This is a genomic window from Devosia sp. A369 (assembly GCF_054489345.1).
Genome location: NZ_JBTMWV010000002.1, coordinates 177011 through 195501, shown reverse-complemented (window position 1 = coordinate 195501; position 18491 = coordinate 177011). Strand labels below are relative to the sequence as shown.

The window sequence follows — 18491 nt, the reverse complement described above, 5'->3', positions numbered from 1 at the left end:
CAGCAAGCTGCTTGTGCCGTGAATCGGAGTCCGGGGCAATTGCTGCCTCAACTGGCGAGCTTGGCCGCCAGTCCCAGTTGCTCGAGGAAGCTGGTCAACTGCTGCTCGGCCGGGGTGCCGGGCCACTTCGCCGTGCGCGAAACGATGAGACAGGCTTGGCTTTGCAACATAACCCCGTCTTCGAGCACGCGCAGGCCATTGGCGGCCAGCGTCGAGCCCGTAGTCGTGATATCGACCACGATATCGGCCACACCGGAGGCCGGGGCGGCTTCGGTGGCGCCGAGGCTTTCTACCGTGCGGTATTCGGCAATGCCGGCGCGGGCGAAATGCTGGCGGGTGATGGTGATATATTTGGTGGCGATGCGCAGCCAGCGGCCATGCCGAGCCCGGAAATCGGACGCGACATCGGCCAGGTCATGCATATGGGTGACATCGATCCAGGAGTCCGGGACGGCGACAACCACATCGGCCGCGCCAAAGCCCAACTCACCCGCCACCACCACACTGGCCGGGCCGGATTCGCTGGTCTCGTGGATCAGATCGAGCCCGGTGACGCCGATATCAATGGTGCCGCGAATGAGTTCGCGGGCAATCTCGGAGGCCGGAAAGAAGCGCACGGTGACGTTCGGCATGCCCTCGATGGCGCCGAGATAGGAGCGCGCGCCGCCGGGGCGGGTGATGGTCATGCCGTTGGCAGCGAACCAATCGCGCGTAAGTTCTTCGAGGCGGCCCTTGGAAGGCACGGCCAGAGTAATGCCGCTCATGGGCGGACCTCCGCTTCGAGACGATCGACCCAGACGGCGCAGCCGGAGGCGGGAATAGGTGCCTTGGCGCCCAGCCGTTCGAGCAGCCGGTCATATTGACCGCCCGAGGCCAGCACGGCGCCATTGGGGCCGCGCATCTCGAAGACGATGCCGGTGTAATAATCGAGGCGCGGCGAGAAGCTGGCGTCGAAGCTGACGCGGGCTTCGCCCAGCCCGTTGAGATGACGGCGCAAGGCGCGGATCGGCGCGCCAAGCATCAGCTTATGCCGGTGGGCCAGCGCTTCGACCTGAGTCAGCGCCTGCAAGACCGGCCCGGAAATGGCGAGGTAGTCGCGCAGCAAAGCCAGCGTGCTGGCCGGCACCTGCGCGGCGTCGAGCGCCTGCTGTTCGAGATAGCGCTCGGCGATTTCCTCGGGCGAGCGGCCATCCGAAAGGCTGAGGCCAGCGGCGACCATCTGTTCGGTGACGCTCTCGACCAGAGCCGCCCGGCTCGGCTGCTGTTCGCGTAGCGCGTCGGGAGCGGCGTCGAGCCGGGTCAACAGCCGGTTGAGCGCCTCGGTGTGACCGAAGCGATTGCGAATACGCGGCCGCCAGGCGTCGGGCATATCGGCCTGCACCAGCAGCGCCTCGAACAACCCCACGCCGCCAAGCCGAATATCGGGAGCAACGCCAAAAATGGACAGGGCGGCACGGGCGAAGGTCAGCACCTGATCGAGCGCCACATCGCCGTCGGGCTGGGCCAGCAACTCGATGCCGGCCTGATCGAATTCAGCCGGTCCGGTCGACCGCTGGCGAAAAATGGGGCCCATATAGGAGAAGGCCGCCGGCTTGCCAACACCGTCCTCGATATAGGATTTGACGATGGGCAGGGTGAAATCGGGGCGCAGGCAATATTCGGCGCCGGTGACATCGGTGGTCAGCAACAGGCGCCGGCCGAATTCCTCGCCGGCGAGATCGAAATAGGGGTCGGCCGACAGCAGCAGCGGCGGCGTCGCCCGGTTGGCACCCTGGGCTTCGACCAGCGCTTCGAGCTGGGTGCGGCGGAAAGCGCCGTTGGTCATGCTGATGCTCCCGGACGCAGCATCATGGTTCGCTCAGCAGCTTTTTGATGGCGTCCACCAGCTTGTCGCGCTTGATTTCGAACTGGCCCGGCCGGGCAGCCTTCCACTCGGCATTGTCGGTGATGGCGGCAGCCGCCTGCTTGCCGGCGATCAGATCCTTGATCTGCAGAATGCCCTGCTCGCGCTCATTGCTGCCTTCGATGACGACGGCCGGTGCATTGCGCTTATCGGCATAGGCGACCTGCTTGCCGAAATTCTTGGTGTTGCCGAGGAACATTTCAGCGCGGATGCCGGCATTGCGCAGCTCGGACACCATGGCCTGATAGGCGGCGGTCTGTTCCTTGTCCATGACGAGGACAACCACCGGGCCGACCGGCTCGGTTGAGCCGAGATTGCCGGTGAGTTTCAGCGCATTGGCCAGGCGCGAGACGCCGATGGAAAAGCCGGTGGCGGGCACCGGCTCACGGCGGAAGCGCGACACCAACCCGTCGTAACGGCCACCGCCGCCGACCGAACCAAACACCACGTCCTGGCCCTTTTCGTTCTGCACCTTGAAGGTCAGTTCGACCTCAAACACCGGGCCTGTGTAATATTCGAGGCCGCGCACCACCGAAGGGTCGATCTTGATCTTTTCGGGGCCGTAACCGCCCGCATAGAAGAGAGCTTTCATTCGACTGAGTTCATCTATTCCCTCAGTGAAAGACGGGCTCACCTTATTTATGTAGTCGTTCACCGGGAAATTGACGTTAGGCCTTAAAGCCGCCGCACCTTCAAACCCTCCGACCCTAGCGGCATTCTGTTCGGCTGCTATGCTGGAAAACAAAACGCCTAGAATAAATTCTGCTTGCTCAGAGTTAAGGCCGGCGCCTTCTGTGAAGTCTCCACTTTCATCTTTTCGACCGGCGCCCAGCAGGAGTTTTACGCCCTCTGGGCCCAGGCGATCCAACTTATCGATCGCACGCATCACAACCAGCCGGCGGGTAGGATCGTCCGCCAAACCAATAGCGTCGAGCACGCCGTCGAGCACTTTGCGATTGTTCACCCGGACAACGTATTTGCCCTCAAGGCCCAGTGCATCCATGACGTCGGCCATCATCATGCACATTTCGGCATCGGCCTCGGGGCCGGCGGCGCCAACGGTGTCGGCGTCAAACTGCATGAACTGGCGGAAACGGCCGGGACCGGGCTTTTCGTTGCGGAACACATAGCCCTGCCGATAGGAGCGATAGGGCTTGGGCAGGGTCTCAAAATTCTCGGCGAAATAGCGGGCGAGCGGCGCGGTGAGATCGTAGCGCAGGCTCATCCACTGCTCGTCATCGTCCTGCAAGGAAAACACGCCGGCGTTGGGCCGGTCGGTGTCGGGCAGGAACTTGCCGAGTGTCTCGGTGAACTCGAAGAGCGGGGTTTCGACCGGGTCGAAGCCGTAGCGTTCATAGACTTTCCTGATCTTGTCGATCATGGCGCCCACCGCGGCAATGTCGCCGGGCGTGCGGTCCTCGAAGCCGCGCGGCAGGCGCGGGGCGATCAGTCTGGTCTTTTCGGTCATTTTTGGCAGTCCTGAGAAGTCGCGCCGGACTTCGTTTGTCGCATCGTTCTCGCGGAAAACCGGTTCCCACTTCCCGCACGATGCTCTAGCGGATCAGGGAGATTGAGACAACAGGCGGGTGGAGGCGGCCGGGATTGCCCCGGCCGCCCATGCCCTACATGCCAGGCCTCCGCAGCGGCGGCGGCGTGGTGCGGCTGGGCGCAATGTCGAGCCAATAGGCCCGCGTCGCATCGGGCGGCAGGCCGATATCGGCCCGCAGACGATCCGGCAAATTGTCCGGCATCCTGGGCCGGTGCCACCAGGCCGAGATGGCGGCGCCGAGCACAGCGAGCAGGCCGCGCTGATACACGGCGTCGGCGATGGAGAATTCAAGGCGCAGCACAACGCCGCCCTTGGGAAGGCTGTCATAGGACATGATGGTTTCCGGGCGCGCCACGACGCGAACCGGCCTCTATTGGGTTGGATGGCAGATGGAGGGGGACGCGCAGTCGTGAAACGACCCGGGTCAGCTCATCAACGTTTGGATGCTAGAAACGTCCGCGGCGGTGAGCCGGGCGACAAAGACTGGCCTAGGCCAGATGGCAATGTCGGAGCGCGACACCCGGGAGACGTACAGTCATGATTTTCATGCAGTGCCTCCCTTGGGTTGGCGTTAATGGACGATCGGTTTTTAGATCGCGATTCCGTGATCCGCAAGTATAGATGTGGCAGTCTGTCGCAGAGGCGGCGAATTGTTGCATGGCTGCAACAGGATGGCGAACGGCCGGCTTTACTTCGGTCGCGTCAACGCCCCGCGCTCAGCCTCGACTTCGCTGCGGCAGAAGCAGCCTTCGATGTGGTCATTGACCAGCCCCATGGCCTGCATGAAGGCATAGCAGGTGGTGGGGCCGACGAAATTGAAGCCGCGTTTGCGCAAATCCTTGCTGAGCCGGACCGAAGCGTCGGTCTGGGCCAGCCGGCGCAGGTTTTCCCAGCTCAGATCATCGGGACGATGTTCGGGCTTGGTTTCGAAGCGCCAGATATAGGCGGCGAGCGAGCCGAACTCGCGCTGGATTTCCAGCGTGCGCTTGGCGTTGTTGATGGTGGCGGTGATCTTGCCGCGATGGCGGATGATACCGGCGTCTTGCAGCAGGACTTCGATATCGGCCTCGGTCATGGCGGCGACCTTGGCAATATCGAAGCCGTGGAACACTTCGCGGAAGCGCTCCCGCTTGCGCAGGATGGTGATCCAGGACAGGCCGGACTGGAAGCCTTCGAGGCAGATTTTCTCGAAGAGCCGCGTGTCGCTGGTGACCGGACGCCCCCATTCGCTGTCATGGTAATGGCGATAAAGCGCATCATCGCCGGGCCAGGGGCAGCGTGGCAGACCATCGATAACCGGTGCAACGGACATGGGCGAGCTACCTTCAGGATCGAATATCGGAGAGATGCTTAGACCGTCAGGCGGGCAATTGGAAACGCGGCCGACGCCATTTGGCACAAGAGTCTGGTGATCGGCCAGCGCAGTTCGCCCTAACCAGCCGCTAACCATCAGTCCCAGCAATGGTTTAACCATGCCGGTTCACCGCATGTTGGACAATATGCAGCATGGTGCGCAGCCAGAGCCGGCGTGGGGCCGGTCGGATGCGGATGCTGCCATGATCGGGACCAAGACAGCTAAAACCGGCGCGCTGGCGCTGCTGATGGCGTTATCGACACTGCTGCCGGCTCATGCCGGAGGCTTGCAACCGGGATGGCGCTTCGCACCGCCACCGGGGATCACCATCACCCAGAACAAGCCGCGCCATGCGCTGGCCTTGCAGGCCAATACCCAGGTCAATCCGATCTATCTGCGGCAGGTGGTGCAATATCCCACCAGCGAGCGCAGCGGCACCATCGTGGTCGATACACGGGCGCATTTCCTCTATTTCGTGCTCGGCGACGGGCGCGCCCTGCGCTACGGCATCGGCGTGGCCAAATCGGGCTTTGAGTGGACCGGCACACATCAGGTGACACGCAAGGCAGAATGGCCGAGCTGGACACCGCCCGCCGAAATGCTGAAGCGCCGACCGGAGCTGCCGCGCCACATGGCGGGCGGGCTGGATAATCCGCTGGGCGCGCGGGCGCTGTATCTGGGGTCGACGCTGTACCGCATCCACGGCACCACCGAGCCGTGGAGCATTGGCCAGAATGTGTCTTCAGGCTGCATCCGCATGACCAATGCCGATGTGATCGACCTGTTCGAGCGCGTCAAACTTTACACAAAGGTGGTGGTCCTTTCCTAAGGACTTTCCACGAGAGTGAAGCTGCTCCCTGTGGGGCACTGAACCTATGGGGGCCTGCAGCATGGCTCAGCTAATTGCTCTTGTCGCTCGTTTCGGACGTGATGAGCGGGGCGTCTTCGCCGTGATCTTCGGCATCATGGCCATCGTGCTGGTCGCGCTGAGCGGGGCCGTGGTGGACTATGTGACGCTGGAGCAGGCCCGCAACCGCTCGCAGATCGCGCTGGACGCGGCAGTATTGGCGCTGCAGCCGGAAATCCACAGCGCGACGCTGACCGACGAAGATATCCGCAGCCGGGCCGAAGCCTTGATGCGTGATCGCATCAACGATGCAAAAATCAAGGCCGATGTGGATACGATCCGCGTCAACAAAGAAGAAGGCTCACTGTTCCTTTCGGCCCGACTTACTGTGCCGACCAATTTTGTCGGTCTGGTGGGGGTCCACACGCTCAGCGCGGTTGTCCGCTCGCAGGCGGCACGCGGGCAGCTAAACGTCGAAGTTTCGATCGCGCTCGACATTACCGGCTCCATGGCCGGGCAGGACATTGAGGATCTCAAGGAATCGGTAACGGGGCTGGTCGATGTCATCATCAAAGACGATCAGGAACCCTATTATTCCAAGATAGCGCTGGTGCCGTATGCCCAGGCGGTCAATGCCGGCAAATATGCCGAAGCACTGCGCGGACCCATTCGGGGACCAAAGGATATCACCAGCATTTCCTGGGCCAGTGGCAACACCAAAACCATCACCGGTGCGACACGCGCCAAACAGAGCAATGTTGAAATCAAATCGGCCAAACATGGCTTCAACACTGGAGACTGGGTGTATATCTGGGACGTGCAGGGCATGACCCAGATCAATAACAAGCCGTTCCAGATTACCAGCGTCACGCAAGACGCCTTCAACCTGTTAAACACCAGCACCGGCACTTACGGCACCTATTCCCATGCCGGAAGCGTAGTGAAATGCCATGTCAAAAATTGCGACGTCGTGGTGACGTCACCCAATCATGGCTATGCCAATGACGACGACATCTACGTTACCAATGTCTTGGGCATGACCGCGCTGAACAATCGCATCTTCCGTATTTCCAACGTGACGACCGATACGCTGGTCCTGCCCGACCTCGCCATCGGCGGCGGCGGCACCTATGTCGCCAATACCGGCAAGCTGCACTGCACCTGGCAGAACAAGGTGGAAGGGTGCAGCTATTTCGTGTTCACCAACACCTCAAAGGCGACCCAGATTCTCGCGGCGACCACCTGCGTAACGGATGGCACCGTCAAGGGCATCTATGACCAGCCGCCGACCACGTCCTTCATGGGACGGAACTATCCAGCCGCCAATACCTGCCCCGACGCAAGCATCATCCCGCTGACCGCCGATAGGGCCGCTCTTAAGAATGTCATCAACGGCCTCAAAGCCAAGGGCAATACGGCGGGCAGCCTTGGCATTTTGTGGAGCTGGTACATGCTATCGCCCCATTTCGCCTCGGCCTGGCCGGAAAGCGCCCCCGCCCCCGCGCGCTATGACGAGGAGCACCTGCTGAAGGCGGCGATCATCATGACTGACGGTGAGTTCAATACAGCGCATTGCGACGGTGCGGTGTCACGGGATTCCAGCGGCGGCACGGAGCGGATCAATTGCAACGCCACGAATGGCAAGCCCTATGATCAATCGCGTGCCTATTGCGATGCGATGAAGGCCAAGGACGTCGGCATCAAAATCTATACGGTCGGCTTCAACATTCGCAAAGGTACGGAAGCTGCCAACATCATGGCCTATTGCGCCAGCAGCCCCGACCACGCCTTCCTCGCCCAGGACGGTGCCCAATTGCGTCAGGCCTTCGATCAGATCGCCAAGAATATCTCGGCATTGCGCCTGACGCTATAAAGCGCGACAGCGGCCGGGCTGTCTCTGCAATGATCAAGCACCGGCATAGTTGCGATCGGCGATCAGGGGGCCGCGGCGGGAAGGCCATCAAGGACCATACGGGCCCTTCGATCGCTGACCTGTCCGGTGCTACGGCACGCCGGCATTGGTCAGTTGGCCGGTGGCAAAGGCCATGGTCGCGGCGGCGCTGAGGGAATCGCTGCGGGCCTGGGCTCGGGCATATTGCGCCTTGAGCAGACCGGTCTGGCCGACGCTGATATCGGACAGCGTGCCCAGGCCGTTCTTGTAATAGTCGAGCGTGGCGTCGTAATTGGTCTGGGCCGCATTCACCAGCTCGGTCGCTGCGGCATAGCCTGACAGACTGGTGCGCAACACGTCATAGGCGACGACGATTTCCCGCGCCGCCATATTCTGCATCTGGGCAAATTCCTGCTCGGACGCGGCAGCCTGGGCGACCGCCGCCTCCATGCGCGCATCGCGCAATCCACCATCGAAAATCGGCATGGTGACGCCCAGCAACAGGGCCGCATTGGGCTGGTTGACGTCGAGACTGCCGATCGTGCCAAAGCGGCTGTCATCGACCGAGTAGTGCCCGATAACCTGATTGGCGGTGCCGGTCATGGCGATCTTGGGCATGAACTCGGCCCGCGCCGCGGCAATGCCTTCCTTGTTGGCCTTGACCCGAGCGAAGGCCGCCTGCACGTCGGGACGACGCTGCAATGAGGCGACGATCAGATTGTCCAGATCGGTGGGCACGGCGCGCGGCAGCGCGCGGCCAGAGACATCCTCCACATTGATCTTGGTGGTGGGCGAAATGCCCATGGATTCGAGCAGATAATGATAGGTATTGCGCTCGCGTCCGGTGGCCTGGGTCAGATCGAACTCGGCCTGCGCCACCTGCTGCTTGGCCTGCGCCACTTCCATGGTGGTGGCGATGCCCTGCCCCAGCCGCGCCTCGGATGCCGCCAGCACCACCTTGGTATTGGCCAGTGCCTCACGGTTGATGCGGGTCTGCGACCGCGCCGCGCTATACTGGAAGAAGGCGTTGCTGACGTCGAAGATGAGCTTTTGATGCGCCGCATTGAAGGTGACATTGGCGGCGAACGACAATTGCCGCGCACTGGCCAAAGCCGCATCGCGCCCACCGAAATCGAACAGCAGCCATTTGACCGCCAAAGCCGGCGCCACCTGCAAACCGGAGCTGGTGACCGAGCCCGATGACACGGTGATCAGCGGCGTATCGATGCCGGGTACCGTATTGGAAGTGACCGCATAGCCAGCCAGCACATCGGCGGTAAGAATGGGCAGATAGGTCGCCTCAACAGCGCCCGTCGCTGCGGCGGCCTCGCGCGCCCGCTGCCAGGCGGCGCGGGTCACCGGATTGGACAGCTGGGCGATATTGATCAGTTCGGGCAGGCTATAGCTGTGGTTGGCATCGAGCTGGGGGGCGGCGATGACGATGGGCATGCTGGCGTCGGGCGTCACGCCATAGTCAGCGCCCCCACCACCGACGGCGGCTTGGCCGGCAACGCCGCGATAGGGCGTGGTGGCGCTTGCGGGTGCCAGGCTCAGGCTGCTGGGCGCACAGGCGGCAAGGCCCAGCGCCGTAAGCCCGGCAAGGGCGAGGCCCCAAAAGCCGCGCGCCCTCAAAACACCTGCTCCGTGGCGCTGGAGAGTTCAGCCTGCAATTTGCGATAGAGCACCATGGTTCGATCCAGATCCCGTTTCCATCCGGAGCGCGGCCGGGCATAGCGCGTAGCCAAAATCTCCAGCCGCCCGAGCGCGGCGGCACTGCGGGCCAGACGCCGCATCAGCTCCGCCTGCATGGGAGGCTCGGCGCTAACCATAGCGGAACCGGCCCGGTCGAGGAACTCAGCCGCCGACGCTTCATAGGCAAGCGTTGCTGCTTTCACACAGCGCGGCGCACCGAACAGGTAGCGCGGGGTCTGCCGATTGGCTTCCACCCGCACCAGCGTCTGCGCCACTTCGTCGACAGCATCGGCAATGGTGCGCCCATGGGGCAGCACCGGCGAGCGGATCCGCAGCCGGTTGGCCTCGAAAATCGAGAGGCTCCCCAGCCGCCGCGCTTCGGCCAGCAGCGGCCAGACGCTCGCCAGCCGGGTCGGCTCGCGCCGCAACGCATTGCGCAGCGGCAGCACCGCGCTTCGCAGTGCCTGGGCGAACGCGCCGGTGACGCTGACCGGCCATATGCCGAGGAACACCAGCGCCACCACCACATTGCCCAGCAGAATACCGATAACGCGGTTGGTGGCGACCGACACGTCAAAGCTCGGCCCAAAGCCGGGCAGCACGCAGAGGAAGAAGGCCAGCGCCATCTGCCAGCCCATATACTGGATGCGGCTGCTGCCATTGGACACCCAGGCGGCGATGAAGCTGCCAATGCCCACCAGAACCAGCAGATGGCCGATATCGGTCATCTGCGGCATGAACAGGAAAATAGCGCCGACGCCCATGACCGCGCCGATCAGGCAGCCGGCAATGCGCAGCGCCGATTTGTGCAGGGTTTCGCCGGCACTGCCCAGCGCCACATAAAAGCAGGTGATCATAGCCGTGTGGACCTCGAACCAGTCCCAGGCGGTATAGATGAGGTAGGTGATCAGCACCGCCAGCAGCGCCTTGAGGGCGAACTGCAGATAGACCGGATTGGTGAAGGCGTCGGGGGCCAGCAGCGGGGGCTTCGGCTCGGCGGCAGCTGTTGCCGAAATGGTGCCGGCCCACAGCCCGGCGAGACGTTTAACGGGATCAGCCAGCGGCCCCGGCGGCATTGGCTTGCCCTGCCGCACCGCATCGGCCAGCACTGCCAACGACGCCGCAGTATCGACCTGTCCAGCTGTCGGCAGCGCCACGGCCAGCGCCAGCAGATTTTGGCTGTCGGGCGCCATGGCCAGCAGCCGCCGTGCTTCGTCGCGGGAGAAATAGCCGAACAGCCCGCCCATGCCGGTAAAGGTGGCAAGATCCCCTGCCCCCGCCGCCAGCAGCGCTTCGCCCTCGGCTCGGGCCGTCGCGTCGCCCGCCAGCAGTCGCGCCGTGATGCTCAGCCGGTCGGCAATGGCGCGCCGCGCCAGATGCGCCGGATTGGGTCCCAGCAGCGCATTGACCAGAATCAGCGTGGCCATGGGGAAAAACACCACGACCCACATCCAGCTCAAGGCGCGCGACAGCAATTCCGGGATCGGGATGATGTCGTAAAGCGTCATCACGAAGGCGAAGACGAAGCCGATCGTTGCCGCGATGGCCCCGGCCCGGCTGGCCTGCGAGAAAAACATGCCGCCAAAGGTGAACAGCACCAGCAGCGCCAGCCGCAGCATCGGCTCATCGGCGGCCAATTGCAGAAACAGCAGCCCGATCAGAATGCCCACCGAGGCGGCGACGATCAGCCCACCGGCGATCAGGATGCCGGAGCCGGCATTGTTGCGCGCTGCGAAAAAGATCAGATAGCAGGACAAGGCCGCCTCGGGCACCTGCTGGCTCATGGCGATCAGCACCACGATCATGCAGGCCAGCGCCATGCGCAGCGAGGCGCCCAGCCGCCCGTCATAGGGGCGCAGTTCGGCGCGCAGGAAGTCCGTCAGGCGGGCGCTAGTGCTTGCCGCTGCCATCGCCGGTCCCCGATTGGGTGTCGGAAATGACGACGACAGCCGAGGCGCCCACTCGCATCAGACCATCCGGCGGCTCGTGCAGATGCACATAGACCGGAAAGCGCTTGGCGACCTTGACCCAGTTGAGCGAGTTGGACACCAGCGGCAGGCCCAGAATGGTGGCCGAATCTTCCGAGCGCACACCCCAGCCAATGGCCGAGACGGTGCCGGCAATCGGATTGTCGGCGTCGGCCATGACGAAGACCTGGGCGCTATCGCCGATGGTGATGGACGGCAGCTCGGTTTCGCGAAAAAACGCCACCGCCTCCCAGCCCGAAGTGTCGATCAGCGAAAACACCGTCTGCCCGGTGAGCACATATTCGCCGGCCGGCATGACCAGCCCGACGACCCGGCCGTCGAAGGGGGCATAAATCACCGTGTTGTCGAGGTCGCGCTGCGCCAGCCCGACGGTGGCGCGCGCGGTATCGACCTGGGCCTGACGGGTATCGAGCGTGCCGATGATGCCGCTGGCGCCCTGCGATTGCTGCAGGGCCTGATCGAGGCTGACCAGCGAATCATTGAGCGTGGTGCGCGCCTGATCGACCTGCTGGGCGGTGACGAAACCCTGCGCCAAAAGCGGCTCGAGCCGATCCAGCGTCTGCTGGGCCAGATCGGAATTGAACTTGGCCCGCTCGATCTGCTTCTGCGCTACGTCGGCATTGCTCTGTTCGGTGGCGATATTGCGTTCGCCCTGCGCCACCTCGGACTGGGCGGCGCGCAGCTCGGCCTCGGCCTGCTGCAGGCGCAACTGATACGGCTCGGGGTCGATGCGGAACAGCACGTCACCCTTGCTGACGCGGGCATTGTTGGCCACCTCGATGGCAACAATGCGGCCCGGCACGGTGGAGGAAATATGCACGATCGGCGCTTCGATTTCGGCGACATCGGAGCGCGGGCTATGCACATTGGTGGACCAGGCCAGATAGATCAGCCCGAGCGTAACCGCGAAGATGGCGTAGCCAATGATCTTTCCCAATACGGCGCGCATCAGCCAATCACTCCCGACCACAGCAGCCACGCCACAATACCGCCTGAAATCGCCAGACACAGATAGACCAGCGGCGGGGCGGGCAGATGCTCATCCAGCCGTAGCCGGATCAGCAGGGCCCGCACCACCAGCGCCAGCACCACGCCACCAACGGCGCAGATGATCCAGGCGGGAAAGAACGAGCCGAACACCGGAACCGATGGCGCCCGCGCCGTCCCGGTGCAACCCACCAAGGCCAGTGCCGCCGCCGCTGTCAGAAAAAACCGGATCATGTGTGATTTCATAAAAATGAAGAATTTCAACAACCGACCCTACACGCAGTTGGCTGCAGCGGTAAATCGGAGGGTGCCGCGGCTTCACCCCGCGTCAATCGGCGCGAAGTAAACCCAGGCGCGGAGATGCGCCCATCCCGCGAACACCGATATTGGTCAGGAAGGAATGGTACCGCCTCCCCGGATTGAACGGGGGACCTCTAGATCCACAATCTAGCGCTCTAACCAACTGAGCTAAGGCGGCAAATGCTCTGCGAGGGATGGCCGAAAGCTCGTCCCGAAAGCGGGCGGAACATAGGTCGAGAAATCTGGGAAGACAAGCTCCGATTTTGCCTTGGCGGACTATTGGCGCCGAAGCGCGGTTTAACCATCCCAAAGGAAGGCAAAGCCTGGTGGCTGCACCGCACTGGACCCTGCCGGCTGCACCCTATATTGAAGAAACCTTGCAGTTCCGGGGATAATTGTGCCGGAATGACACGATACGCCGGCGCATCCGTAACGGAGAATTAATCGTCGATGGATGCTGACTGGATCACATCACCGAGCGCCCGCCGCGTGCTGCAGCACGCCGGGGATTCGCGCCCGGCCTGGCTGTGGTCGCAGGATGGGCTGTTGCTGCTCTGGCAAAATGACGCAGCGTCGCTGTTTCTGGCCAAGGTCAAGAAGCATGGGCTGAAGCTGGCGCCGACCGCTGTGCCGATCAAAGGCCAGATGGCGCGCAGCATCAGGCTCGGCTCGATCGGGCGGACCAGCCTCGCCCGCATTCAGTTCCTCGCCGGCGGCAAGCCGGCCTCCAGCACCTGCGCCACTACGCCGCTGGTCTGGCAGGACGGCCAGACCGTGCTGCTGGTGGTGGGGGTCGATCCTATCGCGCCTGAGATCCTGGCGGCAGCCGGCACTGATTCTGAAGGCACGGCCCGCGAGCTGGTCACCAGTGAAGCTGAGTCTTTTCCGGCGGAAGCACCACCGGCGCAGCATGACGATGTAGCGGCTGCCTTGGCCGATGGGGCTGATGACGAACCCGCTCCCGACAACACGCCGCAAGAAGATGCCGTAGAGCGGCCGGTCGAATCCGACGACAGCCTTTATGCCCGCGAGCTGGAAAACTGGCGCGAGGCCGATGGCTCGCCGACGCTTGAGCTGGTTGCCGCTGCCAGCCCCGAGGACGCGGAAGAGACCGAATCGCCCGAAGAAACCGAGGGTCCGGCTGGGCCCAGCCGTCTCAGCCAGTTGGTGGACCGTTTGGCGGCCGATGCGGCGCTCTACACGCCGCTGACCGCAGCCGATGATGTGCCGCCCCCCGCGCCCGTAGCGGACGAGCCGGCACCCGTGAGCCTGTTCACCATCACCGGACGCGGCTTTGTGGCTGATGCCGAATTGGGGCCGGAGCAGACCGACGCCGAAGCCGACCTGGCAGATCTGGCGGTGCTCGACGCGGTGGCGGAGGAGGCTCCGCCTGTTGCCGATGAACTGCCCCCTGAGCCGGTCGCGGATGCCGATACGGTGGAGCGAGTTTCGCGCTATAATTTCGATGAGCTGTCGCGCATCCTCAATGATCGCGTCGGCGATGCCGCCCCGGCAGCAAAGCCAACCACCGAGCCGGTGCCCGCGCCGACGCGCACCGGGTCCCTGATCAATCTGGGTGGCGAAACGCTGGTGCTTAACCGGCTGCCGCTCGGCATTCTGGTGTTTCGCGACCAGCAGGTGCTGTTCGCCAATCGCGCCATCACGGAAATGGTGGGCTATGATTCGGTGGAGAATCTGCGCGCCGCGGGCCTGGCAGCGGTGTTCCCCGCCGCCGGGTCGGAAGGCGACGATGCCGGGCCGGTGAACCATCTGGTGCAGCGCGACGGTACGCTGGTGCCGGTGACGGCGCGGCTGCAGTCGATTTCCTGGCAGGGCCGCCCTGCCCTGATGCTGTCGGCCAGCACGACCGAAGTGCGCACCGGCCATGAAGCGGCGGTCAATGCCTTCGCCCAGAGCTTTGCCGAAATCCGCGGCGACGGCTTTTTCCAAACCAACCGGGCCGGCGTGATCAGTGCCATCACCGCCCGCAGCGCTAATCTGCTTGGGGCCGACGGCATGCTGGAGGGCAAGCCGCTCTCGGCGCTGGTGGCGCCGGGCGAGTTGGCCAATCTGCGTGAATTTCTCGAACGGCCGGCCCGCTTCGCCGAAACCGCGCGCCCCTGCCTGACGCTGCGGGCCGCCTCGGGCAATGCGGAAATCATCGTGTTCGCGCAGGGTCAGGCTGGCGTCATCACCGGCTATTTCGGCTTTGTGCGGGCTCGCGATCTGTCGCCGCTGAAGCTCAAGGGCCCGGCCGATGCCGATCCGGGCCTCTTGGCGCGGATCAGCCGTGGCGTGCGGCGGCCGCTCAACACCATTATCGGCTTTTCCGATCTGATCCGCTCCGAGGCCTTTGGCGCACTGCAGAACGAGCGCTATGAAAGCTATGCCGAGGATATCGCTGCGGCCGGCAACGAAATCGCGGCGCTGGTGGATGAGCTGGACGACTACGCCCGGCTGCGCGATGGCCGCTATCTGCCGCATCGCGCCAGCATCGACCTGACCTCGCTGCTCGAAAGCTGCATCATTCGCATCCGCCAGCAGGCCAGCGGCGCGCGGGTCATCGTGCGCAATGCCATTTCGCAGAGCCTGCCGCGCGTCACCGCCGACCGGGCCTCGCTGGCGCAGGCGGTGCTGAACCTATTGGCCAGCGCCATCGACCAGACGCCGACCGGCGGCGCGGTGGTGATTTCGGCCCAGCATACCGATGAGGGCGGCATCGCCGTGCATGTGCGCGACAGCTCGACCAGCGCGGTGGATATGGCCGAGCGTTTCGTGGTGTTCCGCGATGGCGTCGGGCGTGACGGACAGATGATGACGCCGGTGCGCTCCAGCGTCGGGCTGGCGCTGACCCGCTCGCTCCTGGCGGTCAACGCCTTCTCGCTGTCGGTCGATCCGGCCGGAGAACAGGGCATGTTGTTCTCGCTGCTCATCCCCGCCGATCTGGTGGAACGCCCAGCTACACCTGAGACGGCGAAATAATCCCTGGGCGGACTGCAGAAAATTAAGTGGAGTGGGGCAATCAGCTAATGGGCTGATACTATTTCATTTTACGCTCGGTTCTTTGAATCATTCCAGACTGCAAGTCTTTGATATCGTTTGGTAATATTGACTCTCATGCCGTCATTGTGAGAAAGCGGCTTCACTGCGGGCCTTGACCCCGCCTGACCCGAGAGAAACGCCATGACCAAGACCTCGCGCCTCGCCCTTGCCCTGCTCGGCAGTGTTGCCCTGACCGGCCTCGTTTCCCCCGCCTTCGCCCAGAGCGGCGAAGTCAATATTTACAGCTATCGCGAGCAGAGCTTGCTGCAGCCGCTGCTGGACAAGTTCAGTGAAGAAACCGGCATCAAGGCCAATGTGCTTTATGCCGGCGACGGCCTGCTGGAACGCGTCGCTGCCGAGGGCGAATTGTCGCCGGCTGACGTGGTGCTGACGGTCGATATCGGCAATCTGGTCGGTGCCGAAGAGCAGGGCCTGACCCAGGAGATCACCACCCCGGTGCTGGACGAGCGCGTACCGCAGGCGTTCCGCGATGACAATGACAACTGGACCGCATTGTCGCTGCGCGCCCGCGTGTTCTACGTCTCCAAGGATCGCGTCGACGCCACCGCGCTGAGCTATGACGACATCACCGGCCCGGAATGGAAGGGCCGTCTGTGCACCCGTGCCGGCGACCACGCCTATAATATCGGCCTGATCGCCCAGCGCATCGCCGAGCATGGCCTCGATGAAACCCGGACCTGGCTGACCGGCGTGCGTGACAATCTCGCTTACGCCCCGACCGGCGGCGACCGCGAAGGCGTCAAGAACATCCTGGCCGGGACCTGCGACCTGTCGATCACCAACACCTATTATATGGGTGCGATGCTCAACAACACCGCCGAGCCGGAGCAGAAGGAATGGGCCGCCTCGGCGCGCATCATCTATCCCGACGCTGACGGCGAAGGCACCCAGGTGAACGTGGCCGGCGGCTTCATTGCCAAATATGCCCCGAACGCCGAAAACGCCAACGCACTGATCGCCTTCCTGCTGTCGGACGAAGCCCAGGGCATCTATGCTGACACCAATTACGAATTCCCGGTGGTGCCGTCGGTGTCGCCGTCGGAACTGACGCTGAGCTGGGGCACGCTCAAGCCCGTCAGCACGCCGCTGGTCGAGGTCGCGGCCCACCGCGCCGAAGCCGCTGCGCTTGTCGATGAACTCAAGTTCAACGAAGGTGCGCAAAACTAACACATCGCGCAGCTCGCCTGCGCCGACTGACACGGTGGTTGTTTGACAACGAACGACACGGCATCGCGACGCGAACAGGCCGGCAGGGGATTTTCCCTGCCGGTCGTTCCGTTTTTGCTGGCTGCATTGATGGGCCTGCCGATCATCTGGCTCGGCTGGGCAGCGCTGGCGGCTATCGGTGGCAGCAATGGGTTGGCTGCGACCATGCTGCCGACGGCTTTGCGCGAAACCGGACTGCTGATGGCATCGGTGGGCGTGGTCACCGGCTGCGTCGGCCTGCTCGCCGCCTGGCTGGTGACGCATTACGAATTTCCACTGCGGCGGCTATTCGATTGGGCGCTCGTGTTGCCCTTGGCGGTACCGACCTATCTGGCGGCCTATAGCTATGTCGAGTTCCTCGGCTTTCCCGGGCCAGTGCAGACCCTGCTGCGCTCGTTCAACGGCGCCAAGACGCTGCAGGATTACTGGTTTCCCGATATTCGCAGCAGCTGGGGCGCGGTGATCGTGCTGTCCAGCGTGCTTTACCCCTATGTCTATGTCGCCTGCCGGGCGTTTTTCCTGATGCAGTCGGCCAGCCTCAATATCGCCGCGCGGACCTTGGGCGCCGGCGGCATGCGGACGTTTTTCACCGTGACCCTGCCGCTGTCGCGGCCGGCGCTGGTCGTGGGCGTGACGCTGGCGATGATGGAAGTGGTCAACGATCTGGGCGCCGTCCAATATTTCGGCATCAACGCCATCACCGCGATCATCTATTCCACCTGGATCAACCGCTCCGATTTCGGCGGCGCGGCGCAGCTGGCGGTCACCGTGGTGCTGGTCATCGGCCTGTTGATCGCCGCTGAGCAGCGGGCGCGGCGCGACCGGGTCTATCTGGCGCATCGCGACAGCCGGGTGCCGCCGGCGCGGGAGCCGCTCGCGGGCGGCCGGCGCTGGGCGGCGTTTGTGTTTTGCCTTGCCCTCTTCGGGCTCGGCTTCGGTATTCCGGTGGGCCAGCTGACCTATCTGGCCTTCCGCGTCGTGCTGCCCGAAACCATCGCCATGACCGTTGCCGCGCTGGTGCCGACCATCATCCTGGCCGCGCTGGGCGCAGCAATCACCGTCATTGTCGGGCTGGTGGCGGCCAAGCTGGCGCAGCGCTCCAATTCCAGCGGCCGGGGCGCCATCCGGCTGGCGACTTTGGGCTATGCCATTCCCGGCACGGTGCTGGCGCTGGGGCTGCTGCAGCCGCTGGGTCAGGCCGATCTGTGGTTCAACCGCATGACCATGGCGCTGTTCGACTGGCGTCCGGGGCTGATCCTCAGCGGCTCAATGGCGGCACTGCTCTATGTCTATTCCATCCGCTTTCTGGCGGTCAGCCATTCGACCATCGATGCGGCGATGAAGAAGCGCGGCGATTCCATGCTGCATGCCGGGCGGGTGCTGGGCGAACGCGGGCTGGGCCTGCTGTTCAAGATCGATCTGCCGACGCTGATGCCAGCCCTTTTGAGCGCGGCAACGCTGGTCTTCGTCGAAATCGTCAAGGAATTGCCAGCCACGCTGCTGCTGCGCCCGCTGGGAATCGATACGCTGGCGACGCTGGTTTATATGCGGGCAAATGTCGGACTTTTTGCCCAGGCAGCGCTGCCCGCATTGTTCATTGTGCTGGCGGGGCTGATTCCGGTGATTCTTGCTACGCGGCTGGGTGATCGTAGGAAAGTATAACAAGGCAACCTGCTGCCATGTTAGTGGCGATCCAATATATGTTCGCAAT

General features: G+C 63.5%; 14 protein-coding genes and 1 tRNA gene. 5 read left to right on the top strand and 10 right to left on the bottom strand.

What is annotated here, in order from left to right; all coding sequences use genetic code 11:
- Positions 1–47: 47 nt before the first annotated feature.
- From hisG to ACX3OZ_RS04425, 5 genes are all read right to left on the bottom strand, one after another.
- Positions 48–764 carry an ATP phosphoribosyltransferase gene (hisG, locus tag ACX3OZ_RS04445; RefSeq protein WP_459103915.1) on the bottom strand — a complete coding sequence of 239 codons (717 nt, stop codon included), beginning with the start codon at positions 762–764 and terminating at the stop codon, positions 48–50.
- Positions 761–1825: an ATP phosphoribosyltransferase regulatory subunit gene (locus tag ACX3OZ_RS04440; protein WP_459096574.1), complete on the bottom strand. Its 1065-nt coding sequence runs from the start codon at positions 1823–1825 to the stop codon at positions 761–763. The genes hisG and ACX3OZ_RS04440 overlap by 4 nt, the downstream gene beginning before the upstream one ends.
- Before the next feature lie 22 nt (positions 1826–1847).
- The gene (hisS, locus tag ACX3OZ_RS04435; protein ID WP_459096732.1) at positions 1848–3380 is read right to left on the bottom strand and encodes a histidine--tRNA ligase; all 1533 of its coding nucleotides are present in this window, start codon (positions 3378–3380) and stop codon (positions 1848–1850) included.
- Between the two features lie 145 nt (positions 3381–3525).
- Positions 3526–3786: a hypothetical protein gene (locus ACX3OZ_RS04430; protein ID WP_459096573.1), complete on the bottom strand. Its 261-nt coding sequence runs from the start codon at positions 3784–3786 to the stop codon at positions 3526–3528.
- 354 nt (positions 3787–4140) lie between these two features.
- The gene (locus ACX3OZ_RS04425) at positions 4141–4764 is read right to left on the bottom strand and encodes a DNA-3-methyladenine glycosylase I (protein ID WP_459096572.1); all 624 of its coding nucleotides are present in this window, start codon (positions 4762–4764) and stop codon (positions 4141–4143) included.
- A 244-nt stretch (positions 4765–5008) separates the two neighbouring features.
- Between ACX3OZ_RS04425 and ACX3OZ_RS04420 the strand changes: the two genes are divergently transcribed.
- Both ACX3OZ_RS04420 and ACX3OZ_RS04415 read left to right on the top strand, forming a co-directional pair.
- Positions 5009–5635, top strand: a complete 627-nt coding sequence (locus ACX3OZ_RS04420) for a L,D-transpeptidase (protein WP_459096571.1) — start codon at positions 5009–5011, stop codon at positions 5633–5635.
- A 61-nt stretch (positions 5636–5696) separates the two neighbouring features.
- Positions 5697–7526 carry a ubiquitin-activating E1 FCCH domain-containing protein gene (locus ACX3OZ_RS04415; protein WP_459103914.1) on the top strand — a complete coding sequence of 610 codons (1830 nt, stop codon included), beginning with the start codon at positions 5697–5699 and terminating at the stop codon, positions 7524–7526.
- 129 nt (positions 7527–7655) lie between these two features.
- On the opposite strand, the gene ACX3OZ_RS04410 is transcribed toward ACX3OZ_RS04415, so the two are convergent.
- The 5 genes from ACX3OZ_RS04410 to ACX3OZ_RS04390 all read right to left on the bottom strand — a co-directional run bounded on the left by ACX3OZ_RS04410 (position 7656) and on the right by ACX3OZ_RS04390 (position 12689).
- The gene (locus ACX3OZ_RS04410) at positions 7656–9176 is read right to left on the bottom strand and encodes a TolC family protein (RefSeq protein ID WP_459103913.1); all 1521 of its coding nucleotides are present in this window, start codon (positions 9174–9176) and stop codon (positions 7656–7658) included.
- A complete protein-coding gene (locus ACX3OZ_RS04405; protein WP_459103912.1) occupies positions 9173–11146 on the bottom strand; it encodes an FUSC family protein in 1974 nt (657 codons plus the stop codon). Before ACX3OZ_RS04405 ends, ACX3OZ_RS04410 begins: the two co-directional genes overlap by 4 nt.
- Positions 11127–12173, bottom strand: a complete 1047-nt coding sequence (gene mdtN / locus ACX3OZ_RS04400; RefSeq protein WP_459103911.1) for a multidrug transporter subunit MdtN — start codon at positions 12171–12173, stop codon at positions 11127–11129. Before mdtN ends, ACX3OZ_RS04405 begins: the two co-directional genes overlap by 20 nt.
- Positions 12173–12445, bottom strand: coding sequence for a YtcA family lipoprotein (locus ACX3OZ_RS04395; RefSeq protein WP_459096566.1), 273 nt, complete (start codon positions 12443–12445; stop codon positions 12173–12175). The genes mdtN and ACX3OZ_RS04395 overlap by 1 nt, the downstream gene beginning before the upstream one ends.
- Positions 12446–12612: 167 nt before the next feature.
- Positions 12613–12689: transfer RNA gene (locus tag ACX3OZ_RS04390), tRNA-His, on the bottom strand.
- A 272-nt stretch (positions 12690–12961) separates the two neighbouring features.
- Between ACX3OZ_RS04390 and ACX3OZ_RS04385 the strand changes: the two genes are divergently transcribed.
- The 3 genes from ACX3OZ_RS04385 (at position 12962) to ACX3OZ_RS04375 (ending at position 18442) form a co-directional block, all read left to right on the top strand.
- Positions 12962–15493: a histidine kinase dimerization/phospho-acceptor domain-containing protein gene (locus tag ACX3OZ_RS04385; protein ID WP_459103910.1), complete on the top strand. Its 2532-nt coding sequence runs from the start codon at positions 12962–12964 to the stop codon at positions 15491–15493.
- Positions 15494–15694: 201 nt separating this feature from the next.
- Complete coding sequence (locus ACX3OZ_RS04380; protein WP_459096564.1) at positions 15695–16741, top strand: extracellular solute-binding protein; 1047 nt, start codon at positions 15695–15697, stop codon at positions 16739–16741.
- Positions 16742–16783: 42 nt separating this feature from the next.
- Positions 16784–18442 carry an ABC transporter permease gene (locus ACX3OZ_RS04375; protein WP_459096563.1) on the top strand — a complete coding sequence of 553 codons (1659 nt, stop codon included), beginning with the start codon at positions 16784–16786 and terminating at the stop codon, positions 18440–18442.
- Positions 18443–18491 lie beyond the last annotated feature (49 nt).